This window comes from Streptomonospora nanhaiensis (genome assembly GCF_013410565.1).
GTDB classification, from domain to species: Bacteria; Actinomycetota; Actinomycetes; order Streptosporangiales; family Streptosporangiaceae; genus Streptomonospora; species Streptomonospora nanhaiensis.
Genome location: NZ_JACCFO010000001.1, coordinates 3,329,775 through 3,355,047, shown reverse-complemented (window position 1 = coordinate 3,355,047; position 25,273 = coordinate 3,329,775). Strand labels below are relative to the sequence as shown.

General features: G+C 73.5%; 25 protein-coding genes. 11 read left to right on the top strand and 14 right to left on the bottom strand.

Annotation, left to right across the window (positions count from 1 at the left end):
* Positions 1–136 precede the first annotated feature (136 nt).
* Positions 137–397 (top strand): DUF6458 family protein, encoded by a 261-nt coding sequence (locus tag HNR12_RS29165; RefSeq protein ID WP_338119843.1) that lies wholly within the window; start codon positions 137–139, stop codon positions 395–397.
* A 118-nt stretch (positions 398–515) separates the two neighbouring features.
* Here the strand turns inward: HNR12_RS29165 and clpB are convergent, their stop codons facing one another.
* From clpB to dnaK, 5 genes are all read right to left on the bottom strand, one after another.
* Positions 516–3,122, bottom strand: coding sequence for an ATP-dependent chaperone ClpB (gene clpB, locus HNR12_RS14530; RefSeq protein WP_179767993.1), 2,607 nt, complete (start codon positions 3,120–3,122; stop codon positions 516–518).
* Between the two features lie 114 nt (positions 3,123–3,236).
* Positions 3,237–3,671: a heat shock protein transcriptional repressor HspR gene (locus tag HNR12_RS14525; protein WP_179767992.1), complete on the bottom strand. Its 435-nt coding sequence runs from the start codon at positions 3,669–3,671 to the stop codon at positions 3,237–3,239.
* Positions 3,672–3,676: 5 nt separating this feature from the next.
* Complete coding sequence (dnaJ, locus tag HNR12_RS14520) at positions 3,677–4,834, bottom strand: molecular chaperone DnaJ (RefSeq protein ID WP_179767991.1); 1,158 nt, start codon at positions 4,832–4,834, stop codon at positions 3,677–3,679.
* 143 nt (positions 4,835–4,977) lie between these two features.
* On the bottom strand, positions 4,978–5,736 hold the full coding sequence (gene grpE / locus HNR12_RS14515; protein WP_179767990.1) for a nucleotide exchange factor GrpE: 759 nt from the start codon (positions 5,734–5,736) through the stop codon (positions 4,978–4,980).
* Between the two features lie 29 nt (positions 5,737–5,765).
* Positions 5,766–7,619 carry a molecular chaperone DnaK gene (dnaK, locus tag HNR12_RS14510; RefSeq protein WP_179767989.1) on the bottom strand — a complete coding sequence of 618 codons (1,854 nt, stop codon included), beginning with the start codon at positions 7,617–7,619 and terminating at the stop codon, positions 5,766–5,768.
* A 438-nt stretch (positions 7,620–8,057) separates the two neighbouring features.
* Here dnaK and HNR12_RS14505 point away from each other — a divergent pair, with 438 nt between their 5' ends.
* Positions 8,058–10,214, top strand: coding sequence for a (Fe-S)-binding protein (locus HNR12_RS14505; RefSeq protein WP_179767988.1), 2,157 nt, complete (start codon positions 8,058–8,060; stop codon positions 10,212–10,214).
* 126 nt (positions 10,215–10,340) lie between these two features.
* Here HNR12_RS14505 and HNR12_RS14500 read toward each other — a convergent pair whose 3' ends face one another.
* Together HNR12_RS14500 and HNR12_RS14495 are read right to left on the bottom strand one after the other, a co-directional pair.
* On the bottom strand, positions 10,341–10,538 hold the full coding sequence (locus tag HNR12_RS14500; RefSeq protein ID WP_179767987.1) for a hypothetical protein: 198 nt from the start codon (positions 10,536–10,538) through the stop codon (positions 10,341–10,343).
* A 360-nt stretch (positions 10,539–10,898) separates the two neighbouring features.
* Positions 10,899–11,447, bottom strand: a complete 549-nt coding sequence (locus HNR12_RS14495; RefSeq protein WP_179767986.1) for a gamma carbonic anhydrase family protein — start codon at positions 11,445–11,447, stop codon at positions 10,899–10,901.
* A 420-nt stretch (positions 11,448–11,867) separates the two neighbouring features.
* On the opposite strand from HNR12_RS14495, the gene HNR12_RS14490 reads away from it, so the two are divergent.
* The gene (locus HNR12_RS14490) at positions 11,868–13,121 is read left to right on the top strand and encodes a hypothetical protein (protein WP_179767985.1); all 1,254 of its coding nucleotides are present in this window, start codon (positions 11,868–11,870) and stop codon (positions 13,119–13,121) included.
* A gap of 199 nt (positions 13,122–13,320) precedes the next feature.
* Positions 13,321–13,770 (top strand): GNAT family N-acetyltransferase, encoded by a 450-nt coding sequence (locus tag HNR12_RS14485; RefSeq protein ID WP_179767984.1) that lies wholly within the window; start codon positions 13,321–13,323, stop codon positions 13,768–13,770.
* Between the two features lie 151 nt (positions 13,771–13,921).
* Here the strand turns inward: HNR12_RS14485 and HNR12_RS14480 are convergent, their stop codons facing one another.
* A complete protein-coding gene (locus HNR12_RS14480; protein ID WP_179767983.1) occupies positions 13,922–15,595 on the bottom strand; it encodes an MDR family MFS transporter in 1,674 nt (557 codons plus the stop codon).
* 165 nt (positions 15,596–15,760) lie between these two features.
* Between HNR12_RS14480 and HNR12_RS14475 the strand changes: the two genes are divergently transcribed.
* Positions 15,761–16,351, top strand: a complete 591-nt coding sequence (locus HNR12_RS14475) for a TetR/AcrR family transcriptional regulator (protein ID WP_179767982.1) — start codon at positions 15,761–15,763, stop codon at positions 16,349–16,351.
* Between the two features lie 51 nt (positions 16,352–16,402).
* Here HNR12_RS14475 and HNR12_RS14470 read toward each other — a convergent pair whose 3' ends face one another.
* Positions 16,403–17,011 (bottom strand): TetR/AcrR family transcriptional regulator, encoded by a 609-nt coding sequence (locus HNR12_RS14470; protein ID WP_179767981.1) that lies wholly within the window; start codon positions 17,009–17,011, stop codon positions 16,403–16,405.
* Positions 17,012–17,225: 214 nt separating this feature from the next.
* Here HNR12_RS14470 and HNR12_RS14465 point away from each other — a divergent pair, with 214 nt between their 5' ends.
* On the top strand, positions 17,226–17,624 hold the full coding sequence (locus HNR12_RS14465; protein ID WP_246425082.1) for a hypothetical protein: 399 nt from the start codon (positions 17,226–17,228) through the stop codon (positions 17,622–17,624).
* 200 nt (positions 17,625–17,824) lie between these two features.
* Entirely contained in the window at positions 17,825–18,340 is a 516-nt protein-coding gene (locus HNR12_RS14460) for a C40 family peptidase (protein ID WP_246425081.1), read from the top strand.
* A gap of 256 nt (positions 18,341–18,596) precedes the next feature.
* On the opposite strand, the gene HNR12_RS14455 is transcribed toward HNR12_RS14460, so the two are convergent.
* Complete coding sequence (locus HNR12_RS14455; RefSeq protein WP_179767980.1) at positions 18,597–18,914, bottom strand: phosphatase; 318 nt, start codon at positions 18,912–18,914, stop codon at positions 18,597–18,599.
* Between the two features lie 200 nt (positions 18,915–19,114).
* Here HNR12_RS14455 and HNR12_RS29530 point away from each other — a divergent pair, with 200 nt between their 5' ends.
* Positions 19,115–19,432, top strand: coding sequence for a DUF6412 domain-containing protein (locus HNR12_RS29530; RefSeq protein ID WP_179767979.1), 318 nt, complete (start codon positions 19,115–19,117; stop codon positions 19,430–19,432).
* A gap of 67 nt (positions 19,433–19,499) precedes the next feature.
* Here the strand turns inward: HNR12_RS29530 and HNR12_RS14445 are convergent, their stop codons facing one another.
* Positions 19,500–19,895, bottom strand: a complete 396-nt coding sequence (locus HNR12_RS14445; protein ID WP_179767978.1) for an SSI family serine proteinase inhibitor — start codon at positions 19,893–19,895, stop codon at positions 19,500–19,502.
* 273 nt (positions 19,896–20,168) lie between these two features.
* Here HNR12_RS14445 and HNR12_RS14440 point away from each other — a divergent pair, with 273 nt between their 5' ends.
* Positions 20,169–20,912 (top strand): YidC/Oxa1 family membrane protein insertase, encoded by a 744-nt coding sequence (locus tag HNR12_RS14440; RefSeq protein WP_179767977.1) that lies wholly within the window; start codon positions 20,169–20,171, stop codon positions 20,910–20,912.
* 42 nt (positions 20,913–20,954) lie between these two features.
* On the opposite strand, the gene HNR12_RS14435 is transcribed toward HNR12_RS14440, so the two are convergent.
* The 3 genes from HNR12_RS14435 to HNR12_RS14425 all read right to left on the bottom strand — a co-directional run bounded on the left by HNR12_RS14435 (position 20,955) and on the right by HNR12_RS14425 (position 22,893).
* Positions 20,955–21,572, bottom strand: a complete 618-nt coding sequence (locus tag HNR12_RS14435; RefSeq protein WP_179767976.1) for a superoxide dismutase family protein — start codon at positions 21,570–21,572, stop codon at positions 20,955–20,957.
* A 109-nt stretch (positions 21,573–21,681) separates the two neighbouring features.
* Positions 21,682–22,176: a DUF3291 domain-containing protein gene (locus HNR12_RS14430; protein WP_179767975.1), complete on the bottom strand. Its 495-nt coding sequence runs from the start codon at positions 22,174–22,176 to the stop codon at positions 21,682–21,684.
* Between the two features lie 33 nt (positions 22,177–22,209).
* Positions 22,210–22,893: a helix-turn-helix transcriptional regulator gene (locus tag HNR12_RS14425; protein WP_179767974.1), complete on the bottom strand. Its 684-nt coding sequence runs from the start codon at positions 22,891–22,893 to the stop codon at positions 22,210–22,212.
* A gap of 66 nt (positions 22,894–22,959) precedes the next feature.
* Here HNR12_RS14425 and HNR12_RS14420 point away from each other — a divergent pair, with 66 nt between their 5' ends.
* Positions 22,960–23,610, top strand: a complete 651-nt coding sequence (locus tag HNR12_RS14420; protein ID WP_179767973.1) for a YigZ family protein — start codon at positions 22,960–22,962, stop codon at positions 23,608–23,610.
* A gap of 36 nt (positions 23,611–23,646) precedes the next feature.
* Positions 23,647–25,194 (top strand): hypothetical protein, encoded by a 1,548-nt coding sequence (locus HNR12_RS14415; RefSeq protein ID WP_179767972.1) that lies wholly within the window; start codon positions 23,647–23,649, stop codon positions 25,192–25,194.
* Positions 25,195–25,273 lie beyond the last annotated feature (79 nt).

The window sequence follows — 25,273 nt, the reverse complement described above, 5'->3', positions numbered from 1 at the left end:
ATGCGGCCGCGTCCGGTGATCGGCGGGCGCGGGACCACCCGGCGCACCCGCCCCACAGGGCTCCCACCTCGCACGACGCCGGGATTTGGGTGCGGCCGCGGGGTTTCCGGGATGGTGCGGCGCGGAACGGGTAGTGATAGCCCACGCAAACGGGATCGCAAAACAAGGCGGTGCGGAGGCAGCAAAGATAGGAATCGGACTCGGCATCTTCCTGATGGTCATCGGGGCGGTGCTCGCCTACGGCATCACCGCGGACATCGCGGGCCTCAACCTCGACGCGATCGGGATGATCCTCATGGTGGCCGGTGTGGCGGTGGTCGTGATCACCATCATCCTGATGATGATGCGCCGCGACCGCACCGCCCGCGCGGCCATGGACGACACCGACGTGCTCTGACCCCCGACGGCACGGGCGCGCCGCGACGCGCCCGGCCGCCCCAGAACACACGGCGGCCCCGGCGCCTGGAGCGCCGGGGCCGCCGTTTCGCGCGGGCGCGGAGAATCCGCGCGCGGGGTCAGACCGATGCGGGCTCGGCCGTGCCGGGCCGCACGCTGAGGGAGTCCTTGGCCTCGTCCAGGTCGACCACCACGGGGTCGCCGTCGTTCAGCTCACCCGACAGCAGCGCCTTGGCCAGGGGGTCGCCGATGGCGGCCTGCACCAGGCGGCGCAGCGGGCGCGCGCCGTAGACGGGGTCGTAGCCGGTCAGCGCCAGCCACTCGCGGGCCGCCGGGGTGACCTCCAGCCGCATCCGCCGCTCGGCCAGCCGCGCGGCCAGCCGGTCCACCTGGAGGTCGACGATCCGGGTCAGCTCCTCGGTGGAGAGCGCGTCGAAGACGATCACGTCGTCCAGCCGGTTGAGGAACTCCGGCTTGAACGTGCCGCGCACCACCGCCATGACCTTCTCGCGGCGCTCCTCGCCGCCCAGCGCGGGGTCGACCAGGAACTGCGAGCCCAGGTTGGATGTCAGGATCAGCAGCGTGTTGCGGAAGTCGACGCTGCGGCCCTGGCCGTCGGTGAGCCGGCCGTCGTCCAGCACCTGGAGCAGGGTGTCGAAGACCTCGATGTGGGCCTTCTCGACCTCGTCCAGCAGCACCACCGTGTAGGGGCGGCGGCGCACCGCCTCGGTGAGCTGGCCGCCCTCCTCGTAGCCGACGTAGCCGGGAGGCGCGCCCACCAGCCGCGAGACCGAGTGCTTCTCGGAGTACTCGCTCATGTCGATGCGCACGATCGCCCGCTCGTCGTCGAACAGGAACTCCGCCAGCGCCTTGGCCAGCTCGGTCTTGCCCACGCCGGTGGGGCCCAGGAACAGAAACGAGCCGGTGGGGCGGTCGGGGTCGGAGATGCCGGTGCGGGCCCGCCGCACGGCGTCGGAGACCGCGGTGACGGCGGCCGACTGGCCGATGAGCCGCCGGCCCAGCTCGTCCTCCATGCGCAGCAGCTTGGCGGTCTCGCCCTCCATCAGCCGGCCCACGGGGATGCCGGTCCACGACGACACCACGTCGGCGACGTCGTCGGCGCCCACCTCGTCCTTGACCATGGTGGGCTCCGGCGAGGTCTGCTCCTCGGCGGTGGACGCCTCCTCCAGCTGCTTCTCCAGCTGCGGGATCTCGCCGTACATCAGCCGGGACGCCTCGGTGAAGTCGCCGTCGCGCTGGGCGCGTTCGGCCTGGGTGCGCAGGTCGTCCAGCCGCTCCTTCAGCTCACCGACCCGGTTCAGCCCGGCCTTCTCCTGCTCCCACCGCGCGACCAGGCCGTTCAGCTCCTCCTGCTTGTCGGCGAGGTCGGCGCGCAGCCGCTGCAGCCGCTGCATCGAGGCGGAGTCGGACTCCTTGGCCAGTGCCATCTCCTCCATCTTCAGCCGGTCGACGGTGCGCTGCAGCTCGTCGATCTCGACCGGGCGGGAGTCGATCTCCATGCGCAGCCGCGAGGCGGCCTCGTCGATGAGGTCGATGGCCTTGTCCGGGAGGAACCGGGCGGTGATGTAGCGGTCGGAGAGGGTGGCGGCGGCCACCAGGGCGGAGTCGGCGATCTGCACCTTGTGGTGCGCCTCGTAGCGGCCCTTGAGGCCGCGCAGGATGGCGATGGTGTCGGCCGCCGAGGGCTCGCCCACCAGCACCTGCTGGAACCGGCGCTCCAGCGCGGGGTCCTTCTCGATGCGCTCGCGGTACTCGTCGAGCGTGGTGGCGCCCACCATGCGCAGCTCGCCGCGGGCCAGCATCGGCTTGAGCATGTTGCCGGCGTCCATCGCGCCCTGGGCGGCGCCCGCGCCGACCATGGTGTGCAGCTCGTCGATGAACGTGATGATCTGCCCGGCGCTCTCCTTGATCTCGTTCAGGACCGCCTTGAGGCGCTCCTCGAACTCGCCCCGGTACTTGGCGCCGGCCACCATCGCCGACAGGTCCAGAGAGATCAGCCGCTTGTCGCGCAGCGACTCGGGGACGTCGCCGGCCACGATGCGCTGGGCCAGGCCCTCGACCACGGCGGTCTTGCCCACACCGGGCTCGCCGATCAGCACCGGGTTGTTCTTGGTGCGCCGCGAGAGCACCTGCACCACGCGGCGGATCTCGGAGTCGCGCCCGATCACCGGGTCCAGGGCGCCCGAGCGCGCCCGCTCGGTGAGGTCGACGCCGTACTTCTCCAGCGCCTGGTAGGTCTCCTCGGGGTTCTCGGAGGTCACCTTGCCCGGGCCGCGCACCCGCTCGAACGCCTCCAGCAGCGCCTCGGGCGTGGCGCCCGCGTCGCGCAGCAGCCGGCTCGCCTCGCCGCCGTCGGTGGCCAGCCCCACCAGCAGGTGCTCGGTCGAGACGTACTCGTCCTCCATCTGCTGGGCGCGCTGGGCCGCGGTGTTCAGCGAGACGATGAGCTGGCGCGAACTCTGCGGCGCGCCCACGGTGCTGCCCTGGGCGGCGGGCAGCGCGGTCACGGCCTGCTCGGTCTTGGCGGCGAGGTCGTCGGGCGAGGCACCGACCTCCTTGAGCAGCGGGCGGATGACGCCCTCGCCCTGGTCGAGCAGCGCGGCCAGCAGGTGCACCGGCTCGACCTGCGGGTTGCCGTCGGTCGTGGCCCGCCGGATCGCCGTCGAGACCGCTTCCTGGCTCTTGGTGGTGAGTTTGTAGTTCATGCGTCGCCGCCCCCCTTGCGCGAACAGAGCGAATGGCCGTGCGGATGTGGACATGGTGGAGTGCGCCGGCCGCCCCCGGCCGGCCGACGCGTGCGGCCGCGCACCGGGAAACCGCTACCGGTCGTCGTCGGGCGGGGGCGCGGTGTTGAAGATCGTCAGGCGGGTGCGGCGCACCGGGATCAGCTCGCCGCCGCGCGGCTGGGCCTGGCTCTGGGCCGAGGACCGCCGGGCCACGGCCGAGCGCGCCGCCTGGAGTTCGTTGGCGAGGTGGAAGACCTGCGCGCGCAGCTTCTCCACCTCGTTCTGGAGTTCGAGGATGCGCTTGATGCCGGCGAGGTTGATGCCCTCCTCCTGGGAGAGGCGCTGGACCTCGCGCAGCATCTGGATGTCGCGCATGGAGTAGCGGCGCCCCCGGCCGGAGGCCCGGCCCGGCGAGACCAGGCCCAGCCGGTCGTACTGGCGCAGCGTCTGCGGATGGAGACCGGACAGCTCGGCGGCGACCGAGATCACGTAGACCGGGATGTCGTCGCCGAACCCGGGATCGCTCATGCCACTTACACCCCTTTCGCCCGCGCCTCAAGCCCGCTGCGCGGGTCCTGGTCGGCGGTCGCGGCGCGGAACTTCTCCAGAGCCTCGCGGGCTTCGCCGCTGAGGCTCTGCGGAACCGACACTTCGACGGTGACCAGCAGGTCGCCGGTGGTGCCGTCGCGCCGGGTGGCGCCTTTGCCGCGCACCCGGAACGTCCGGCCGTTGGGAGTACCCGGTGGGATCTTCACCGTGACGGGGAGGCCGTTGAGGGTCGGCACCCGGACCTCGGCGCCGAGGACGGCCTCGGGGAAGGTCACCGGGACGGTGATCGTCAGATTGTCGCCGGACTTGCCGAACAGGGGGTGCGGCTGCACATGTACCACCACGTAGAGGTCTCCGGCAGGTCCGCCGTGCTCGCCCGGCGCGCCCTTGCCCTTGAGCCGGATTCGCTGGCCGTCGGAGACGCCGCCGGGGATCCGGGCCTGGATGGTGCGGGTGCTCGTGCCGCGGCCGCTGCCGTTGCAGGTGGGGCAGGGGTCGTCGACGACCAGCCCGCGCCCCCTGCACTCGCTGCAGGGCTCCGACAGGGAGAACCCGCCGAGGTTCTGGTTCTCGTGCCCGGTGCCCGAGCACTTGGGGCACACGCGCGGTGAGGTCCCGGCCTTGGCGCCGGTGCCCTTGCACGTGGGGCAGGCGGCGTCGCTGCTCAGCTTGAACGAGCGCGTGGCACCGGTGGCCGCCTCGGCGAAGGTCAGCCGGGTCTCGGTCTCGATGTCGGCGCCCCGCCGGGACCGCGTGGCCGTGCGCCCGCGCCCGCCGAACAGGCCGCCGAACAGGTCGCTCAGCCGCTCGCCGCCCGCCGGTCCGGCGGTGCCGCCGGGCTGGCCGAACAGGTCCCCCAGGTCGAAGCCGCCCGGGCCGGTGCCCCCGCCGGGACGGTAGGAGCCGCCGAAGAGGGAGCGGGCGTTGTCGTACTCCTTGCGCCGCTTCTCGTCGGACAGCACGTTGTAGGCCTCGGAGATCTCCTTGAAGCGCTCCTCGGACTTGGGGTCGCCCTTGTTGGCGTCGGGGTGGTTGGCGCGCGCGAGCTTGCGGTAGGACTGCTTGATCTCGTCCTGCGAGGCGGTCTTAGAGACGCCGAGGACCTTGTAGTAGTCCTTCTCCAGGTAGTCCTTGGTGCTCATCGACGCTTGCCTTCTCCCGCTTCGCGCTCATGGTCGAATGATGCCTGCTGGGGTTGTGCCCGCGGCGCCCGGGGTCACCCTCGGGGACCGCGGGTCCGGGCGCCGCGGCGGGCGCCCGGACCCGCGGACGTGCCGTGGGCCCGCTAGGTGCCGTCGCCGGTCCCGTCCTTGGGGTCGGGACCGGCCGCGCCGTCGGCGCCGGGCTCGCCCGGCGCCTCGGCGGAGGCGGGCGGCTCGCCCGCCTCGGCGGGCGCGGCGTCGTCGGCGGCGGCGTCCTCACCCGGGCCGGCCACCACCACGCGGGCGGGGCGCAGCACCCGCTCGCCGATCAGGTAGCCGGGCTGGAAGACCTCGATCACGGTGGGCACCGTGACGTCGGCCGAGGGCACCATGGTCAGCGCCTCGTGGACGTTGGGGTCGAACTCGTCGCCCTTCTCGCCGTACCTCTTCAGCCCGAGCTTGCCGACCAGGCCCTCCAGGGCCTCGCCGACCGACTTGAACCCGCCGGTCAGCTCGCCGTGCTCGCGCGCCCGGCCGATGTCGTCGATGATCGGCAGGAGTTCGCCGACCACCTGGGCCATGGCCTGTTCGCGCACGACCACCCGGTCGCGGTCGACCCGCTTGCGGTAGTTGGCGTACTCCGCCTGGACCCGCTTGAGGTCGTTGGTGAGCTCGACGACCTGCTCGCGCGCCTTGAGGAGCGCGCCGTCGTCGGCGACCGGGTCGCCGATGACGGGTTCGGCCTCGGGCTCGGCCGGGGCGGGGCCCTCCGGGGCGCCCGGGCCGGTGCCCTGGGCACCTTCGGGGGTGCGGAGTTCACCGGTCTCGGGATCGATGCGCCGCTTGTCGCGAATCACCGGTCCTTGCCGCTCCTCACCGTTCTCGTTCTCCGGCAGCGCCATTGGCTGCGCCTCCCTTGACTAGCGTTGGATCAGGCGTTGCCGTCCTTCTTGCTGCTGTCGTCGTCGACGATCTCGGCGTCGACCACGTCGCCGTCGTCGGCCTGGTCGCTCGCGGTGGCGCCGGAGTCGGCGCCCCCGGCCTGCTGCTGCCCCTGGCCGTAGATGGCGGAGCCGATCTTCTGGCTGGCCAGCGCGACCTTCTCGCTCGCCGAGCGGATGGCCTCGGTGTCGGAGCCCTCCAGGGCGGACTTCAGCTCGCTCACGGCGCTCTCGGTCTCGGCCTTGACGTCGGCCGGGATCTTGTCCTCGTTGTCCTTGATGACCTTCTCGGTCTGGTAGACGAGGGACTCGGCGTTGTTGCGGACCTCGGCCTGCTCGCGCCGCTTGCGGTCCTCCTCGGCGTACTGCTCGGCCTCGCGGACCATGCGGTCGATGTCGTCCTTGCTCATGGCCGACCCGCCGGAGATGGTGACCGACTGCTCCTTGCCGGTGCCCAGGTCCTTGGCGGTGACGTTGACGATGCCGTTGGCGTCGATGTCGAAGGTGACCTCGATCTGCGGCACGCCGCGCGGCGCCGGCGGCAGACCGGTGAGGTCGAAGACGCCGAGCTTCTTGTTGTACTGCGCGATCTCGCGCTCGCCCTGGTAGACCTGGATCTGCACCGAGGGCTGGTTGTCGTCGGCCGTGGTGAAGATCTCCGACCGCTTGGTCGGGATGGTGGTGTTCTTCTCGATGAGCTTGGTGAACACCCCGCCCTTGGTCTCGATGCCCAGCGACAGCGGGGTGACGTCCAGCAGCAGGACGTCCTTGACCTCGCCCTTGAGGACACCGGCCTGGAGCGCGGCGCCGATGGCCACGACCTCGTCGGGGTTGACGCCCTTGTTGGGCTCCTTGCCGCCGGTCAGCTCCTTGACCAGGTCGACCACCGCGGGCATGCGGGTCGAGCCGCCGACCAGGACCACGTGGTCGATCTTGTCGACGCTGATGCCGGCGTCCTTGATGACCTGGTGGAAGGGGGCCTTCGTCCGGTCGAGGAGGTCGGCGGTCAGGCGCTGGAACTCCGCGCGGGTCAGCTTCTCGTCGAGGTGCAGCGGGCCCTCGGCCGAGGCCGTGATGTAGGGCAGGTTGATGGCGGACTCGCTGGAGCTGGACAGCTCGATCTTGGCCTTCTCGGCCGCCTCGCGCAGGCGCTGGAGCGCCATCTTGTCCTTGGCGAGGTCGACGCCGTTGTTGTTCTTGAAGCGCTCGACCAGCCAGTCGACGACGGCCTGGTCCCAGTCGTCGCCGCCGAGGTGGTTGTCGCCGTTGGTGGCCTTGACCTCGACCACGCCGTCGCCGACCTCGAGCAGGGAGACGTCGAAGGTGCCGCCACCGAGGTCGTAGACGAGGATGGTGGCCTCGTCCTCCTTCTCCAGGTGGTAGGCCAGCGCCGCGGAGGTGGGCTCGTTGATGATGCGCAGGACGTTGAGGCCCGCGATCGTGCCGGCCTCCTTGGTGGCCTGGCGCTGGGCGTCGCTGAAGTAGGCCGGGACGGTGATGACCGCGTCGGTGACCTCCTCGCCCAGGTAGGCCTCGGCGTCGCGCTTGAGCTTCTGCAGGACGAACGCGCTGATCTGCTGCGGGTTGAACGTCTTGCCGTCGATCTCGGTCTTCCAGTCGGTGCCGATGTGGCGCTTGACCGAGCGGATGGTCCGGTCGACGTTGGTGACCGCCTGCCGCTTCGCGACCTCGCCGACGAGCACCTCGCCGTTCTTGGCGAAGGCAACGACGGACGGAGTGGTTCGGGCGCCTTCGGCGTTGGCGATGACCGTGGGCTCGCCGCCTTCCAAGACCGAGACGACCGAGTTGGTCGTCCCCAGGTCGATACCGACCGCACGTGCCATGAGTACGTCCTCCGTCAAGAGTTGAGTCTTACAGGCGGAAGTTTGCTTCGCGGTTCGCCTGCTGTCAAATGACTTGAGTCTGCTGGACTCAACGTCGTGTCACCCTGTCCAACGGGAGGGGGCGCGTGTTTGTTCCCGGGTGGCGCGTTCGATCTCGGGCCGGGGGAGGCGAGGAGGGGGCGGACGGGGAGGGCGGGGGTGGGCGCGCGGGGGCCGAGCGCGGCGCGGGGCCGGCGGCGCGGCTCGCGTACGGTTGCACCCGGAGGCGACCGGCGCGCGGCAGGCGGCCCCGACCCGACATCCTCTACGGTTGGTTACCGTGGCGCGGCAAAGGCGAGGCCCGGTCCGGCCACGTATTACCGGCTAGTAACATGTGGTACCAGCCTCCGGTGTGTGGCGCACCGGAACGACAGGACAGCAGGATGGAGGCCGCAGGCGATGCTCTACATCGTTCTGGGGATCATCACGACCCTCTTCGCCGTGGCCGGGGTCGCGATGTTCGCCTACGGCGTCGGCCGGATGGTGCGCACGGTGCGCCTCGGCCGCCCCGTGGAGGCCGGCCGCCTGGGCCCCTTCGGCCGACGGCTGACCACCACGCTCATCGAGATCCTCGGGCACAACCGCATGCTCAAGCGCCCGTGGGTGGGGGTGGCCCACTGGTTCGTGATGGTGTCGTTCCCGCTGCTGGTCTTCACCGTGGCCGAGGCCCACGGCGAGGTGTGGGACCCCCACTTCCACCTGCCGCTCATCCACGACTGGACGGTCTACGGGCTGTTCATCGAGGTGGTGTCGGCGGCCAGTCTCGTGGGCATCATCGGCCTGGCGCTCTACCGGCAGATACAGGGCCCGGCGCGCATCGGCCGCGCCTCGCGGTTCGCCAACTCCCAGCACTGGACTGCCTACTACGTCGAGGCCTACATCATCGCCCTGCTGGTCTGCATCTTTTTGATCCGCGGGTTCAAGGTCGCCATGGGCGACTTCCCGTTCCCGGTGTGGGCCACCCCGGTCTCCCACGCGGTGGGCGCCGTGCTGCCGGCCAGCGAGCCCGCGCTCGCCCTGGTCGCCGCGTTCAAGCTGGTCATCTCGTGGATCTTCTTCATGGCCGTGGCCGTGTTCATGACCATGGGCATCGCCTGGCACCGGTTCACCGCGCCGCTCAACATCTACTTCAAGCGCGACCCCGAGGGCGGCCCCGCGCTGGGCGCCGCCAAGCCGATGATGGACAAGTCCGGCAAGAAGCCGCTGGACTTCGAGGAGGCCGACCCCGACGAGGACCCGTTCGGTGTCGGCAAGATCGAGGACTTCACCTGGAAGGGCCTGCTCGACTTCACCACCTGCACCGAGTGCGGCCGGTGCCAGTCGCAGTGCCCGGCGTGGAACACCGGCAAGCCGCTGTCGCCCAAGAAGCTCGTGATGGACCTGCGCGAGCACGCCTACGCCAAGGCGCCCTACCTGATGCAGGGGATCACCGAGGAGACCCCCGACATCCACGACGACGTCCTCGCCCTGCTCGGCAAGCCCTTGGTGGGCACCGAGGAGGAGGGCGGCGTCATCCACCCCGACGTGCTGTGGTCCTGCACCAACTGCGGCGCGTGCGTCGAGCAGTGCCCGGTCGACATCGAGCACATCGACCACATCATGGACATGCGCCGCTACCAGGTGATGATCGAGTCCAGCTTCCCCTCCGAGGCCAACACCCTGCTCAAGAACCTTGAGAACAAGGGCAACCCGTGGGGCATGAGCGAGGACAAGCGCATGGACTGGATCGCCGAGCTGGACTTCGAGGTCCCGGTGGTCGAGGACAGGCTGCCCGAGGGCACCGAGTACCTGTTCTGGGTCGGCTGCGCCGGCGCCCTGGAGGACCGCGCCAAGCGCACCACCAAGGCCATCGCCGAACTGCTGCACATCGCGGGCGTGAAGTTCGCGGTGCTGGGCGGCATGGAGGCGTGCTCGGGCGACCCGGCGCGCCGCCTGGGCATGGAGTACGTGTTCCAGATGCTGGCCCAGCAGAACGTCGAGACCCTCAACGAGGCCGGGGTCAAGCGGATCGTGGCGAGCTGCCCGCACTGCTTCAACACCCTGGGCAACGAGTACCCGGCGCTGGGCGGCCACTACGAGGTCGTCCACCACAGCCAGTTGCTCGCCCGGCTCGTGGAGGAGGGGCGGCTCACGCCGGTCCAGCCGATCGAGGAGAACATCACCTACCACGACCCCTGCTTCCTGGGGCGGCACAACAAGGTCTACACCCCGCCGCGCGACATCATGGCGCAGGTTCCCGGCATCACGACCACGGAGATGCACCGGCACAAGGAGCGCGGCTTCTGCTGCGGCGCCGGCGGCGCGCGCATGTGGATGGAGGAGCGGATCGGCAAGCGCATCAACACCGAGCGGGTGGACGAGGCGCTGACCACCAACCCCGACACCGTCTCCACCGCGTGCCCGTTCTGCCAGGTCATGCTGGGCGACGCCATCAACGAGAAGAAGGCGGCCGGCGAGGCCAAGGAGACCCTGGAGGTCGTGGACGTCTCGCAGCTGCTCCTGCGCTCGGTGCGCGGCGGCGCCCCGGCGGCCGAGGAGGAGAAGGAGAACGCCTGACCGCGCGCCCGGACGGCGCCGTGCGGCGTCCGGGCGCCCGGCCGCGGACACGCGGAGACGGGGCCGGGCCGCCGCAACGGCGGCCCGGCCCCGTCGGTGGTGGAGGGGCGGGGGACCGGCGCGCGGCTACCGGCGGCGCGGGCCGACGCGTTCGCGGACGCGCCGCCGGGTCTGCTCGGGCACGGGGCGGCGCACGCCGAGGACGATGTCGATCTCCTCGGCGGTCAGCCGCCGTTCGGCGTAGGCGACCGCGGTGAGCACCTCGGCGTACAGCTCGATCTCGGCGAGCGCCACCTGGTCGTGGAAGGGCATGTCGGAATCCATCCGCGCCCACCTCCATCGACGAAACCGCGGGGGCGCGACACCCGCCTGGGACACACGGCCGGGCTCCGGCGTGTGTATCCCCGGCCCCGGGGCGGCGCCCGTGCTCCGTGGAATCCCACCGGTGAAATCCCGCCAACGACAGGCTACGCGCGGGTAGCCCGCCGCCGCATGACCCAGAAGGGCCATTCGCGCGACCGCCCGGGTGTAGTCATCCGGTGGTATACCGCCATCCCGCGCGCGGCTCATCAGGCCCGGCCGCCCCGGCGGCGAGCAGCGCGATCGCCCCGGCGCGGCGGCGCCCGGCCCGGATAGGCCGTGCGGGGGATGCCGGCCGGGGGAGGGGCGCGGGCGCCCCGGGGCTCACGCGCGGCGCTGACCGCCCGCCCGCCAGGTGACCTCGCGGTGGCGCTCGGCGTAGCGGGCGTACTTCTCGGGGGTCTCGGCGAACCCGGCGCGGTCCTCGTCGGTGAGTTCGCGCACGACCCGGCCCGGCAGGCCCGCCCACAGGGTGTGCGGCGGGACGGTCTTGCCCGGCGGGACCAGCGCGCCGGCGGCCACGAGCGCGCCCTCGCCCACGCGGGCGCCGCCCAGGACGATCGCGCCGATGCCGATGAGCGCGCCCTCGCCGATCTCGGCGCCGTGGACCATGGCCTTGTGGCCGAGGCTGACGCGGTCGCCCAGGACGGCGGGCTGGCCGGGGTCGGAGTGCAGGCCGCACTGGTCCTGGATGTCGCACAGCGTGCCGACGACGATGTCCTCGGTGTCGGCGCGCAGCACCGACCCGTACCAGACGCTGCTCCGCGCCCCGATCCGCACCCGGCCGACCACAACGGCGCCCGGCGCCACCCACGCGTCGGGGTGGATGTCGGGCTCGCCGAAGGGGGCGTCGCCGATCAGGGGAGCGGACATGGCTGCCTCCTCGCGGACGGTGCGGGGGTGCGGGCGGCAGGGCGCTGGGGTGCGCAAACGCCCCCCCGGCACTCCCCGCGCGCCCGGCCGCGGAATGCGCGGCCGCGGCCCCGCGGCGGCGTGATCGGGCATACCTTAGTAGGCGACGGCCACGGCGGTCGCGGCGGCCTGCCCGGGCGGAACACCCGCGGGGGCTATTGAGGGAGAGGAGCATCGGCCACTACCGTGGTCGCCTCCCCCCGTGCACGAAAGTGCACGCTACGTCACGCTTTCGCACGCGATATGGGCCTCTGCCGCACTCTTCCATCACACCCCAAAGCTTGAGGAATGAATGTCTTGACGTGTTTTCCGCAGGTTAGGGGAATGATAGGCAGGGAGTCCGGCCACTTCCCAAATGCAGCCAACCTGGTTGATTAGGACATGAACGAGCACAGCGCAGAGATCTTGCCGAACCTACTCCGAGAAGAAGCCTTCCCGACCGAGAAGCGGGGCTACAACAAGCGCCAGGTCGACGACTACGTGGTGCGCAACCACAACCAGATGCGAGACCTGCAGGAGCGGCTCGCACGCGCCCACGACGAACTGGAGCAGCTCCGGCGGGAGCTGGCCGAGGCCAAGGAGAAGGCCGCGGTCAAGCCCGAGCACGAGCAGATCAGCGAACGCATGTCCACCATCCTGCGCATCGCGGAGGAGGAGGCGCGCGACAAGCGCGCCAAGGTCGACAGCGAGGTCGAGGCCATCCGCGGCAAGGCCGAGGAAGAGGCCGCCAAGCGGATCAAGGACGCCGAGGAGCACGCCGAGCGCGTCGTCTCCACCGCGCGCTCCGAGGCCAACGACATGGTCGCGGCCGCCAAGAAGGAGGCCGAGCAGCTCCGCGCCCAGGCGCAGCAGGAGAGCGAGCGCCGCCTGAGCGACGCCGAGGCCCGCGCCAAGAAGATCAACGACACCGCCGACCGCCGGCTGGCCACGCTCACGGCCACCCACAACGAGGCGGTGCGCCGGCTGTCGGACATGCACGGCACGCTCGCCGAGCTGCTCGACGCCGAGAAGAGCGCCGGGCCGCTGGAGGCGGGCCTGTCCCGCGCCGAGGTCGAGGCCGAGCAGGAGGCCGCCAAGGCCGAGCAGGCCGCGCCCAAGCAGCAGCAGCCGGCGCGTCCCGCCCAGCCCGCCGCGGGCGCCCGCCCGCAGGGCCAGCAGGGGCAGCAGCCCTCGCAGGCGCAGCCCGCCGCGGCCCGTCCGCAGCAGCCGGCGGGCGGCGCGCAGGGCACCGGGCCCCACGCCGCTCCCAAGGCCCCGGCCGCCGCGCCGTCGGGCCCGCAGGCCGCGGCGACCGGCTGGGAGCCGCCGGCCGGCAAGGGCGCCGACGACGAGGCCACCATCAAGGTCGCCCCGGGTCAGCAGCTCGACGAGGCCACCGTGCGGATCGCCCCGGCCAAGCAGGGCGAGGGCGTCACGTCCCAGCCCGTGCGGCAGACGCCGCGGCCGCAGGGCGCCCGCTACGCGGGTCCGGCGCCGCAGCAGTACCCGCAGCCGCCGCAGCCCCAGGCCGGGCGGCCGCAGCCGGCTCCGGCCGCGGGCGACCCGGGGATCACGGCCATGCACCAGCGGTCCGACACCGCGGCCGGTCCGGACGATCCCGAGGCCACCGAGGGCGTGCGCATCATCAAGCCGTGAGGCGCCCGGGCCGCCCGGCGCAGCGGCGGCGCGACGCGTGCGCGCGCCGCCGGCCGCGCGGCCCCGGGGGATGACGGGACTCGCTCATGTCGGGTGCCGGGGACGGGGTGTCCGAAACCCCCGCCCCCGGCGCCTTTTTGTCCTGTCCTGTGGGGGGACGTCGGGCTTGGTGCCGGTGTCGGCTACGATTCCGGAAGCCATGATTATCCGCGCGGCCATCCGGTCCGACCTCGGTGCGATTCTGCGGCTCTTACGCGAACTGGGCGACACCACCCCTGCGCAGAGCAGCACCGTCCGCATGTCCTCGGCCGCGGTGCGGGCCTGGACCCGCATCGAGAACGACCCCGACCGCACCGTCCTGGTGGCCGAGCGCCGGGGCCAGATCATCGGCACGCTCGACCTGCTGGTGGTGCCCAACCTCACCCACGACGCGCAGTCCTGGGCGGTCGTGGACAACCTCGTGGTCGACCCCGCCTGCCGCCGGGCGGGCGTGGGCCGCGCCCTGGTGGAGGACGCCGTCGACCGCGCCTCGCGCGCCGGCTGCTACAAGATCGAGCTGGTGTCCCACGAGAGCCGGGCCGGCGCCCGCCAGTTCTCCACGGCGATGGGGTTCGCCGGCTCCGCCGAGGGCTTCCGCCGCTACCTGTAGGCCCGCCGGCCCCGCGGGCGCTCCCCGCTCCCTTCCCCCTGTTTTCGCCTGTCCTTCGCCGAACGGCCGCGGCCGGGCCGGGGCGCCCGCCCCGGCCCGGCCGCGTACCTGGTGGACCGGTGTATCCGCGCGGCCCGCGTGCCCGGTGCCGCTACTGGCCCGAGCGCAGCGGGACCTGCCGGAAGAACAGCACGATCACGAACGCCACCGCCGCGATCGGCAGGCCCAGGGTGAACACGGTGTGCATGGCGTCGCTGAACGCCTGGACGACCGCGTCCTGGGCGGCCGGCGGCAGGGCGTGGATCGCCTCGGGCGAGCCGCTGGCCGACCCCGAGAGGTCCATCGAGCCCTGCGGGGCGCCCGCGCGCTCGGCCTTCTCGGCGAGGGCGTCCAGCTCCTCGTGCAGCCGGTTGGTCATCACCGAACCGAACGCGGCCACGCCCACGGCGCCGCCGAGGTTGCGGAAGAAGGTGATGGCGGAGGTGGCCGAGGCGAGGTCGGCGCGCGGGAGGGCGTTCTGCACGGCCAGGATGAGGATCTGCATGGACAGCCCCAGGCCCAGGCCGATCAGCGCCACCCCCGCGCCCACCAGGACCAGGCCGGAGGCCACCTCCAGCCGTGTCAGCGTGAGGTAGCCCAGGCCGATCAGCACGGTGCCCAGGGCCGGGTAGATCTTCCACTTGCCGGTGCGGCTGACGAGGAACCCCGAGGTCACCGAGGCGATCAGCAGGCCCACCACCATCGGCAGGGTCATCAGGCCCGACTCGGTGGGGCTGAGGCCCTGGACGATCTGCAGGTACTGCGGGAAGTAGATCATCACGCCGAACATGCTCATGCCCACGGCGGCCGAGGCCAGTGAGGACAGCACGAACGTGGAGTTGCGGAACAGGCGCGGCGGCAGGATCGGGTCGGCGGCGCGCAGTTCGGCCCACACCGCGCCGGCGGTCAGCAGCACCGCCGCCGCGGCGAGCGCGTAGCTGGGGGCGGAGTTCCACGCGAACTCGTGGCCGCCCAGGCTCAGCAGCAGCATGACGGCGCTGGCCGCGCCCACCACGCACGTGGCGCCCCACCAGTCGATGCGCGCCTCGCCGCGCGGGCGCTGGGGCAGCTTGAGCAGGCGCTGGATGACGACGAACGCCACCACCGCCACGGGCACGGTGATGAAGAAGCACCACCGCCAGCCCAGCGGGCTGTCCACCAGGAAGCCGCCGAGCAGCGGGCCGGCCACGGTCGAGACGCCGAAGACCGCGCCGATGAACCCGGAGTAGCGGCCGCGCTCGCGGGGCGCCACGACGTCGGCCAGGATGATCTGCGGCAGAGAGGCCAGGCCGCCCGCGCCGATGCCCTGGAAGAAGCGGGCGCCGATGAGCCAGCTCATGTCGTTGGCGAACCCGGCGGCCACCGACGAGCAGATGAAGACCACCAGCGCGATCTGGAACAGCAGCTTGCGGCCGAAGACGTCGGACAGCTTGCCCCACACGGGGGTGGAGGCCGTCATGGTGAGCAGGGTGGCGCTGGCCACCCACGACAGCCGGTCCTGGCCCCCCAGTTCGCCGACGATGGTCGGCAGCGCCGTGCCGACGATCGACGTGGTCAGCATCGACGTCAGCATGGCCAGCATGAGCCCGATCAGGATCTCGATGACCTGCCGGTGGGAGTAGTTGACCTGCGGTTCCTCGGCGGTCTGGCCCCCCGCGCCCGCCGTCGGCTCCCCCTGGCCCGCCGGGGCTAAGCGTTGCTCCACTCTGCGATCTCCCGTTCCAGTCCCCGTACCGTGCGGCCCGTCCGGGCGCGGCCCACTGCGGACCCGCCTGGATCCGGACATGGCAAACCACCCTCCGAAATAGAGGGCGGAAGTCTGATATGTGCTCCTACCGGTATAAGTAAACAGTGTTGACTTGTCAAGTGCGGGAGCTATAGTGCGAGCAACCCCCGCCGAGCCGCGCCGCGGTGCCGCCGGCGGTGCCGCGATGCATGGGAGCCTGGAGAGATGGACGTCCCGCCGACCGCCGACGCCGACACCTGCGCCGGACGCGTCCGCGACCGCGAGGCCACCCGGCGCCGGATCCTGGCCAGCGCCTACGAGCTGTTCACCAGCGAGGGCTACGAACAGGTCTCCTCGCGGCGCATCGCCGCGCACGCCGGGGTCAACGTCGCGCTGATCAACCGCTACTTCGGCGCCAAGCGCGGGCTGCTGGCCGAGGTCATCGCCGAGGACGCGGCGTTCCCCGGCGTCTTCGAGGGCGACCCCGCCACCCTGCCGCGCCGCATCGCCGAACACGTCACGCGCCGCACCCTGGGCGAGGGCACGCCGCTCCAGCGGGCGCTGGTGCACTCCATGGGCGACCCCGACCTGCAGTCCGTCTACCAGGAGCGGCTGCAGAACGCGATCATCGATCCGCTGGCCGCCTGCATCGGCGGGGAGTCCGCGCACGCGCGGGCGGCCCTGGTGGCGTCGCTGCTGCTGGGGGTGAACGCGGTGCGCCGCATGGGCGGCGCCGGTCCGCTGACCGACGAGGACCCCGAGGTGCTGACCGCGCGGCTGACCCGGGTCGTCGAGGCGTGCATCGCCGACGACTGACCCGCTGACCCCGAACGCCGTGCGGGGCCGGCCGGGGCGCGGCGGCGCGGCTCAGCCGTGCGGCGCCGTGGCCCGGATCCCGGCGAGCACCACGCCCACCACGCGCTCGGCGTCCGCGCGGGTGAACCGGCGCGTGCCCCGGTTGACGACGAGGTGCACCGGGCCGGAGATCATCTCGCCCAGGAACGCGCTGTCGACCGGGGGCAGTTCGCCCCGTTCGACGGCGGCGGCCACCCGCTCGCGCATGGCGGCCACGCGCCGGTCGAGGATCCGGGACAGCGCCTGGCGCACCACCGCGCTCTGCCCGGCGGGCAGCAGCGCCTGTTCGAGCGTGCGGCCGAACGGCGTCTCCAGGCCGCCTGCGAGGGCCACCAGGAAGTCCACCAGGTCGCGGTGGATGTCGCCGGTGTCGGCGACCGAGGCGAGGTCCTCGGCGTAGCGCAGCATGGCCTCGACCACCAGGTCCTCGCGGTCGGGCCAGTTGCGGTAGACGCTCGTCTTGTGCACGCCGGCGGACTCGGCGACCTCCTCGTAGCGGAAGCCCGCGATGCCGTCGCGGGCCACCAGTTCGGCGGTCGCGGCGAGGATCCGCGCCCGCACCCGCGCGTTGCGGCCCCCGGGGCGCCGCGCGGGCGGCCGGTCGGCGGTTCTGTCGGTCATCGCCGCGCCCACCTCCTGTTCCGTCGCTCGGGTGCCGATTGTCGCCAGGTTCAACGTTGCGGTGCAAGCCGATGGTAAGTAGGCTCCGTAAAAGCGACAAAAAGTTGCTCTAATCGGCGGGCGGCCTCCGGCGGCGGCCTTTCGGGGGCGCCACCGCACCCGGGACCGCCCGACCCGCGGCCGCCGGTCGCATCCCTTCGCGATGCTGGCCGGGGTGTCGATGCTCCCCCTGGCCGTGGCCTGCGGCACCGTGATCGGCATGGCCGCCGGCGCGATCGGCGCCTCCGGCTACAACCTGGCGACCGACCTGGCGGCACCCGAGCGGCAGGGCACGATCGCCGGTGTGGTGTCGGTCGTGCTCGCGCTCGGCTCGGTCGTCGTCAACATCGCCGGGGGCGCGGTGCTCCAGGCGAACCCCGCGCCCGGGGCCACCGCCGACGGCGCCCCGGTCAGCTCGGCGGCCGGGGTGTACCTCTACGTCGGGATGGCGGGCGTGCTGTTCGTGCTCGCCGCCGTGCCCGCGCTCCTGCTGGTGCGCGGCCGCTCCGCCGCACCCGCCGCGGCGCCGGCGGCGGCGGCGCCCACCGTGCCGGCCGGCGAGGCCGGGCGGTAGCCCGGCGGCCGGGGCGCCCCGCCCCCCGTTGCCCCGGGGTCGCCCTGTTCCCCGGAGTCCCCCCGAATTCGGCGGGGACCTCCGTGGGGCGACACGCCAGGGCGCCGGACGAGAACAGTTTCCGGGCGAGGTCTGTGTTTCCCTATGGAACTGTGCCCGGCAATTGCGCCGGGCGCGAGTCGACGAAAACGGGGGGAACAATGACCGAGAGCATGGAATACGGTTCTCCGGAGCGGGGAAAAAGACCGCCCTCCATGACCCGGGCGGTCCTGACGTTATCCTCGCTGGCCGTCATCGCCGCGTTCGGCCTGATAGCCGGCCCGGCCGCCCGGGCCGAGGAGCGACTACCCCAGGCGGCCGGGATCGCCGCCGAGGCCGTGGAACACGCCAAGAGCCAGGTGGGAAAGCCCTACACCTACGGCGCCGAGGGCCCGGGCGCCTACGACTGCTCCGGGCTTGTCCAATGGGCCTATAAAAAGGCGGGAAAGAACCTCAGCCGAACCACATACACGCAATTCAAAGAGGGGTCTTCGGTGGCGCGGGACAATCTGCGGCCCGGAGACCTCGTCTTCTTCTACTCGGGTCCCACCCACGTGGGGATCTACATCGGCGACGGGCAGATGGTGCACGCGTCGAGTTCCAAGGACAGGGTCATGATCGTGAGCCTTTCGGACTACTACGACCGGCACTTCACCGGCGCGCGCCGTGTCGCCTGAGCCTTCGCCCGGCACCGCCGCGGACGTCCAGGCCGGCTGACCGCACCGCCCGCGGCCGCCGCCCGTCCGACGGAGTCCGGGGCGCGCGACCCGCGCCCGCCCGGCACCCCCGGGCGGCGGCCGCACATCCTCCCCCCGCAGCGCGGAACCGTCGGCGCGTCCGCGTCCGGTCCGCGCCCCTTCGCCGTTCTTGCCGCTGTACCGCCGTGCCCGCCCCGCCGCCGCGGCGAGGGGGGCGGCGGCGAACGGCCGGGCCTCAGCCCAGGACGATGGCCCCGGCCAGCACCGGGTCGCCGAAGCTCACCGACCCGCTGCCCGAGGCGACGGCGCGCCCGCCCTGGCAGGAGGTGCCGGCGAACAGGGCGTACCTGGTGGCCACCTGGGTCTCGATGGCGACCACGCCGCCCTGGTCGGACTCCAGGGTGCGGCAGCCGCCGCCCTCGACGACCTGCCGGTGCCCGGACTCGAACACCACCGTGACCGGCCGAGGGGGTTCGTCCCCGGCGCGCATGCCGGCCAGCGCGCCGGCGATGGTGGCGGACATGGTGGCGAGGTTGGCAGGTCGGATGGGCACGGCTGGGCTCACGGTCCTCACGGGAAGCGGGTGGCGGTCACTCCCTGTCATTTAGCTACAGCGGACCGTGCCGCGCCGGTATTGACGCCGGTGTGTCGCCACATCGGTGTGATCGGGGTGCGCGGGCGGGGGCGGCGCGGCGCCGCGCGGTTGAGTAGGCTTGCTGCCGCACCGGGGTACCGACGGCGAGAGGAGAGCCCGTGGCGTTCGCGTCAGCGCTGCAGCGCGCCGCCGCCGCGGTGCCGGTTCCCGACCTCGACTGGCTGACCGGCGCGGCCGGTCCGGCCCTCGGCGTGTTCGCGGTGCTCGCCGTCCTGGCGGCGGGCGCGGCCCTGCTGCTGGCGGCCGTGCGCGGCGCCCGCGGGCGGGTGTCGGCCGACCCCGCCGAGGCCAGCCGCCTGCGGTTCCTGCTGCACCGGGCCGGCCGCGCCGCCGTGCCGCCGGTGCGCGCCCCCGACACCCCGGGCAAGCCCCGGGCCCGCGCGCCGGGCGCGCGGGCGGCGGTCGGCTGCGGCTGATCCGCTCCCGCGGCGCCGTCCACCCGCCGCGCGCCCGCCCGGATCCGCTGCTCCGTTACGAGTACGGCTAGGCGTCCACCGGCACCACCGGTGCGGCGACCGTGCGCACGGAGCAGGAGTTGGCGTAGTGCGCGGTGAACGTCCGGTCCTCGCCCCGCCAGGTTCCGGTGATGCCGACCCGTACGGGGTCGGGGTCGCCGGGGCAGGGGACGTACTCCGGGCGCAGGCGGTCGAGGCCGCCGTCCAGGGCCCGCAGGCGGTCGCAGGCCGCGCCGGGCTCGGGATGGGTGCCGAAGTCCGGAGCGCAGTTCAGCCAGAAGCGGTCGAAGGTGCCCGCCAGGACGCGCTCGACGGTGATCTCCAGGTTCGATGACTCCTGGGCGTCGGCCGGCGCGGCGGCGGCCATCGTCAGGACCGCGGCCGATCCCGCTGCCGCGACGGACGCGGCGAGGCGACTGAGCATGGGGTTCCAATCACACTGAGTTGCGAAGTGTCGCGTTGAGTGTGTGCCATGCCGGAACCCCCTGCAAGCGGCGGCACACCTCCAACGAGCCTTTGCACCTGGCCGAATCCGGCTGAGGGGTGCCGGGCCGGGGAGCGCCGCCGTACCGTCCGGTCCGCCGCCGACCGTTCGCCTCCGCCGCGCGGGTCCGCCGTCCCAAGGCCCGCGCCGCCCATCCCCGTCCACCCCGCCCCTTCCGGCCCTTTCCGGCCTTTCCCGACCCGAGGTGTCGCCATGTACGCGTTCCCCCCGATCGCCGCCGCCGTCGAACTCACCCACACCGCAGTCGCCGGCCTCGCGGTGCTGCTCGCGCCCGTCGCGGGCGCCGCCGCCGCTGCCGCGGCGGTGGTCTGCCTGACCGCCCTCGTGCGGATCGCGCTGCTGCCGCTCAGCGTGGCGCAGGTGCGCGCCGAGCAGACCCGCGCCCGACTCGCGCCCCGCCTGCGGGAGCTGCAGCGCGAACACGCCGACGACCCCCAGCGGCTGCTGACCGCGCAGCGCGAGCTCTACGCCGCCGAGGGGTCCTCGCCGCTCGCCGGCTGCCTGCCGACGCTCGCCCAGCTCCCGGTGTTCGCCGTGCTGTACGGGGTGTTCATCGGCGCCGGGGGCGGCGGCGACCTGCTGGGCGCGACGCTGGGCGGCGCGCCCCTGGGGTCGGGGCTGGGCGACGCGCTCGCCTCCGGGGAGCCGGCGCGGATGCTGGTGTTCGCGGTGCTGCTGGCCGTCCTGGCCGCCACGGCGTGGGCCTCGCGCCGCTTCCTGACCCTGCCCGCCATGGCGCGGGCGGCCGAGGACGGCGACCCGGACGCGCCCGCGACGCGGGTGATGGCGGCGATGTCCTACCTGTCCTACACCACCGTGGTGTTCGCGGCGTTCGTGCCGCTGGCCGCCGGGCTGTACCTGGCCGCGACCACGGCGTGGACGGTGGCGGAGCGCCTGGTGCTGCGGCGCCTGGTGGGCGCCGGCGGGCCCGCCTAGGGCGCGGGGCGGGCGCCGTGCCCGGCGCCCGCCCCGCCGCCCCTACATCGGGAAGTTCAGGCAGCCCAGGCGGTCGCCCGCCTCGCCGGCGTGGCCCTCCTCGGTCATGGTGTGGTGGGCGTGGATCACGATGGAGTTGGCCTCGCCGGGGCGCACCTCCCAGTCGACGTCGGTGTCGGAGGTGGCGGTGCCCTCGGCGTCGGTGGTGAAGTCCAGCCAGACCTCGTTGTCGTCGTTGGCGTACTCGGGGTCGTTGGCCGCGTCCTCGGGGGCGGGCTCGTCCTGGTAGTGGGGGCCGGAGTCGTCGGGGTTGGGCCCGCAGGGCTCGGTGTGCAGGTGCGCGCCGAACTCGCGGTCGGGCTCCAGGCCGTTGACGGCCAGGACGAACTCGGTCTCGGCGCCGTTGCGGGTGGCCGACGCCTCGACGCTCGCCCCCTCGGGCACGGCCTGCTCGTCGTAGGTGACGGCCTCGACGTCGGGGCCGTAGGGCGCGAACTCCGCCTCGGCCGACACCCGCTCGGGCTCGCCGCCCGCGGGGCTGCCGTCGAGCGTGGGAGAGGGGTCGGCTGCGCCCTGGTCGTCGCCGTCCTGGTCGCCGCCGCAGGCCGCGCTCCCCGCGGCGAGCAGGGCGCAGACGGCGATTCCGGCGATGGTTCGCATGGCGGACACGGTGGTTACCCTCCCGGCATCGTGCTGCGGTGTCAGCCGCAACGCTACCCAACGCGACCGCGCCGTCACAGGGGAACGCCCGGAGGGCCGGGGCGGGGCGTCAGGGGCCGGGGGCCGGGGAGGGGGCGGCAGGGGCGGCGGGGGCGGCCCCGGGGGCGGGGAAGCGCGTGCCGAAGGTGAACGCCTCGGGGGTGGGGCCGTGCTCCCGCAGGCGGGCCAGCCGCTCGGCGGCCTCCTCGACCGAGGGGAGGTGCCCGGCCGGGATCCACCACAGCACCATGTGGGCCTCCTTGGGCAGGTGGAACCAGGACCGGCGGCGGCGCACGAGGTCGAGGTGGTCGGTGCGGTAGGAGAAGTTCCACAGCGCCTCGACGTCGGCCCACACCGTCAGGTTGACGATCCAGTCGGGGCCGAAGGGGCGCAGCGAGGTGGCGTCGGACTCCCCCTCGCCGACCAGGCGCCAGACGAACCCCGGGCTGGCCTCGGCCAGGGCGTTGACGGGGTCGAGGAGCGCGACGAAGTCCGCCATCAGCGGATCGTCCAAGGGGGCCCGCATGCGGGCGATGTTGAGCTGGGCGAGGTGGTGGTCGGTCATGGCGCCCAGCATGTCCGGGACCGGCCTTCTATGTCAACATTCATTGGTTTTGGAATCGGTGCGCGTGATGGCCACGCAGCACCCCTCCGGCCCCGGCGCCATCCGCGCCGCCACCCCCTCGACCCCGGCCCCGGCCAGCACCCCGCGCAGCATCTCCAGGTTCATCCCGCAGGCCAGCGGGGGGAACCGCGCGGCGGTGGCGTGGAAGGGGCAGTTGCGCAGGCGCACCTCGGCGCCGTCGGGCGCCTCCACCGGCTCATAGCCCCGGCGCTCCAGCCAGGCGGTGAGCGCGGCCGGGGTCGCCGGCCCCTCCGCCGCCAGCTCGGCGCCCCGGCGCTCGCCCTCCTCGCGCGCCGCCGCGTGCACCGCCTCCTCGGCGCCCGCCCGCTGCACCGCCTCGGCCAGCACGGCGGCGGCCGTGGCGTAGTCGCGCGGCGGAAGCTGCACGCTGTGCTCGCGGCGCGCGCGCCGGTACAGCTTGGCGGGGCGGCCCGACCCCGGCCCGTCGCGGCCCGACACCTTGCGCCGGGTGACCTCCAGCAGCCCCGCCTCGACCAGCTTGTCCAAATGGAACGCCACCAGGGTGCGCCGCGCGCCCACCGCCTCGGCCGCCTCGGCGCGGCTGACCTCGCCCCCGCTCCTCACCACGTAGCGGTACAGGCTGCGGCGCAGCGGCTCGGCCAGCGCGCCCAGGGCGTCGATCCCGGTCTCGGTCATGCCCCCATTCTGCGCCGCCGCGCGCCCGAACCCGGCCGGGCGCACCAGCGTACGATCTGGGAGGACATGCGAACGATCAGGCGCGGCGGCGAGCACGAGCTGCACATCAAGAGGTCCCGGTTCCTGTGCGCCCTCGCGCGCGTGGGCTCCGAGGACGAGGCCCGGGCCTTCATCGCCGAGCGGCGGCGGCTGCACTGGGGCGCCAACCACAACTGCTCGGCCTACGTGCTGGGGCCCGGCGGCCAGGTGCAGCGCTCCAGCGACGACGGCGAGCCCTCGGGGACGGCCGGGGTGCCGATGCTGGAGGTGCTGCGGCAGCGCGGCGTCACCGACACCGCCGCCGTGGTCACCCGCTACTTCGGCGGCGTCAAGCTCGGGGCGGGCGGCCTCGTCCGCGCCTACGGCGCGGCCGTGGCGGCGGCCCTGGACGAGGTCGGGGTGCTGGAGCGGCGCACCCTGCTGGTCGTGGAAGTCAGCGCCGACTACCGGCGCGCGGGCCGGCTGGAGAGCGACCTGCGCGACTCCCGCTACCCGGTGCGCGGCGTGCACTACGGCGACGGCGTGCGGATCGACGTGGCGGTGCCCGAGCCCGGACTGGCGGGGTTTCGCGCCTGGCTGGCCGAGGCGACCGGCGGGCACGCGTCCTGCGAGGTCACCGGCAGCGCGGTGGTCGAGGTCGAACCCGGCGGCGCGGCCGGCGGCGGCGGCGAGTTCTAGGATTGCCCCACGTCCGACTTGAGGGAGTGACCGGCCATGCGCACCTGGCGATCGGGTCCGCCGGCGGTGGCCGCCGCGGCGGTGCTGCTGGCCGCCGCCTGCACCCCGGCCGGGCCGCCCGAGCGCCCCGACAGCTCCCCCTCGCCCCTGCCCACCGACTTCGAGGGCGAGGTGCCGCCCGGCGTCGGCGGCGAACCACTGCGCCACCTGCACGGCCCCGGCGCCGAAGGCCCCGACATCCTCGGCGACGAGCTGGGCGTGCGCATCGACTCCCTGGGCGACGCGTTCCTCATCAGCTCCAACAGCGAGGAGCGGCACCTGCTGATGGACCCCGAGACCGGCGAGGCGCTGTGGCAGGGGCGGCGGCGCATCGAGCGGTTCGCCCTCGACGGCGACGGCTCGGAGGTCCTGGTCCTGGCCGGCGAGCGGGGGCGCACCGCGGTGGTCGACGACACCGGTGCCACCGTGTGGCGCGGCACCCAGGGCCGCGAGGAGTTCCTGGGGGGAGTGGTCGTGCGCCGCCCCCTGCGGTGGAGCCCCGGCGACCCCTACGGCGAGTACACCGTGCTCGACACCGAGGGCCGCGAACTGTGGGACTACACCTTCGAGCCGCCGCCCGAGGACGAGGCCGGGAACAGCGAAGACGAGGACGGGGGCGGGGCGGCGGAGCCCCCCGGCGGCGGCGAGCGCGGCGACGACCCCGACCGCCTGGGCGTGCCCGTGGCCGCGCGCGGCGGCGTGCTGCTGCTGGACGACGGCGCCGGGCTGCTCCAGGCGCGCGGGGTCGGCGGCGGCGACGAGGGCGACGAGGACGGCGGCGGGGACTCCGCCGGTGACCTGCTCTGGTACGTCGACGGGCGGCACCCCGACCTCGCGGGCGCCGCCCCCGGCCAGCGGCCCCGGCCCCAGGTCGTCGGCGGCTTCGACCTGCCCGCCGGCACCGGACCGGCGGACCACGGCGCCACCGGGTCCGCCGAGCCGTCCGAACCGGGTAAGCCCTCCGGCGGCATCGGCGCGCCCGCGACCCCCCGCCCCTCCGCCTCCGCGCCCTCCGGCGGCGCCGACCGCCCCGCCGTGCTGGTGCGCTGGAGCCTGCCCGAGGACCCCTCCGTGCTGTCGCTGCACGACCTGCGCACCGGCGAGATCCTGTGGAGCCTGGTCGAACCCGGTGCCAACCCCGCCGCCGACCCCTACGCGCCCGCCCCCCTGGGCGGGGCCCTCTACGACGCCGCCACCCGCACCCTGCTGCTGCCCCAGGCCAGCGGCGCCACCCCGCTGATCGCCGTCGACCTCGCGGCCGGCGAGATCCGCTGGGAGTTCGAGGACGAGGCCGAGCGCGCGATCACCCCCGCGTTCGCCCTGGGCGGCTACGTCTACGGCGACTCCAGCGCCGCCGACGACCCCACCACGGCCCAGGTGGTGCTGGAGGCCGACACCAAGGACGTCGCCGCCGAAGGGCTCGACGCCTACGTGGAGGCGGCCACCGCGCGGGGCTACAGCGTCGTCGTCAGCGGGCGGCAGCGGTTCGTGTTCCCGCCCGCCGGCACGGCCGGTCCCGGCGCGCCCACCGGCACCGGCGGGTAGCCGCGCCCGGTCGGCCCGCGCCCGAGACCGCCGCACACAGCGGCGCGAGCCGGGCTTGACACGGGAGCGACCCCCGCTT

Coding starts and splice junctions, on each gene's coding strand:
- HNR12_RS14500 (WP_179767987.1), bottom strand. CDS start 10,538: ATGGATTCCGACATGCCCTTCCACGACCAGGTGGCGCTCGCCGAGATC.
- grpE (WP_179767990.1), bottom strand. CDS start 5,736: ATGGCGCTGCCGGAGAACGAGAACGGTGAGGAGCGGCAAGGACCGGTG.
- dnaJ (WP_179767991.1), bottom strand. CDS start 4,834: ATGAGCACCAAGGACTACCTGGAGAAGGACTACTACAAGGTCCTCGGC.
- HNR12_RS14475 (WP_179767982.1), top strand. CDS start 15,761: ATGGACGTCCCGCCGACCGCCGACGCCGACACCTGCGCCGGACGCGTC.
- HNR12_RS14435 (WP_179767976.1), bottom strand. CDS start 21,572: ATGCGAACCATCGCCGGAATCGCCGTCTGCGCCCTGCTCGCCGCGGGG.
- HNR12_RS14485 (WP_179767984.1), top strand. CDS start 13,321: ATGATTATCCGCGCGGCCATCCGGTCCGACCTCGGTGCGATTCTGCGG.
- HNR12_RS14425 (WP_179767974.1), bottom strand. CDS start 22,893: ATGACCGAGACCGGGATCGACGCCCTGGGCGCGCTGGCCGAGCCGCTG.
- HNR12_RS14495 (WP_179767986.1), bottom strand. CDS start 11,447: ATGTCCGCTCCCCTGATCGGCGACGCCCCCTTCGGCGAGCCCGACATC.
- HNR12_RS14430 (WP_179767975.1), bottom strand. CDS start 22,176: ATGACCGACCACCACCTCGCCCAGCTCAACATCGCCCGCATGCGGGCC.
- dnaK (WP_179767989.1), bottom strand. CDS start 7,619: ATGGCACGTGCGGTCGGTATCGACCTGGGGACGACCAACTCGGTCGTC.
- HNR12_RS14525 (WP_179767992.1), bottom strand. CDS start 3,671: ATGAGCGATCCCGGGTTCGGCGACGACATCCCGGTCTACGTGATCTCG.
- HNR12_RS14445 (WP_179767978.1), bottom strand. CDS start 19,895: ATGCTCAGTCGCCTCGCCGCGTCCGTCGCGGCAGCGGGATCGGCCGCG.
- HNR12_RS14470 (WP_179767981.1), bottom strand. CDS start 17,011: ATGACCGACAGAACCGCCGACCGGCCGCCCGCGCGGCGCCCCGGGGGC.
- HNR12_RS14420 (WP_179767973.1), top strand. CDS start 22,960: ATGCGAACGATCAGGCGCGGCGGCGAGCACGAGCTGCACATCAAGAGG.
- HNR12_RS14415 (WP_179767972.1), top strand. CDS start 23,647: ATGCGCACCTGGCGATCGGGTCCGCCGGCGGTGGCCGCCGCGGCGGTG.
- HNR12_RS14490 (WP_179767985.1), top strand. CDS start 11,868: ATGAACGAGCACAGCGCAGAGATCTTGCCGAACCTACTCCGAGAAGAA.
- HNR12_RS14505 (WP_179767988.1), top strand. CDS start 8,058: ATGCTCTACATCGTTCTGGGGATCATCACGACCCTCTTCGCCGTGGCC.
- HNR12_RS14480 (WP_179767983.1), bottom strand. CDS start 15,595: ATGTCCGGATCCAGGCGGGTCCGCAGTGGGCCGCGCCCGGACGGGCCG.
- clpB (WP_179767993.1), bottom strand. CDS start 3,122: ATGAACTACAAACTCACCACCAAGAGCCAGGAAGCGGTCTCGACGGCG.
- HNR12_RS14440 (WP_179767977.1), top strand. CDS start 20,169: ATGTACGCGTTCCCCCCGATCGCCGCCGCCGTCGAACTCACCCACACC.
- HNR12_RS14460 (WP_246425081.1), top strand. CDS start 17,825: ATGACCGAGAGCATGGAATACGGTTCTCCGGAGCGGGGAAAAAGACCG.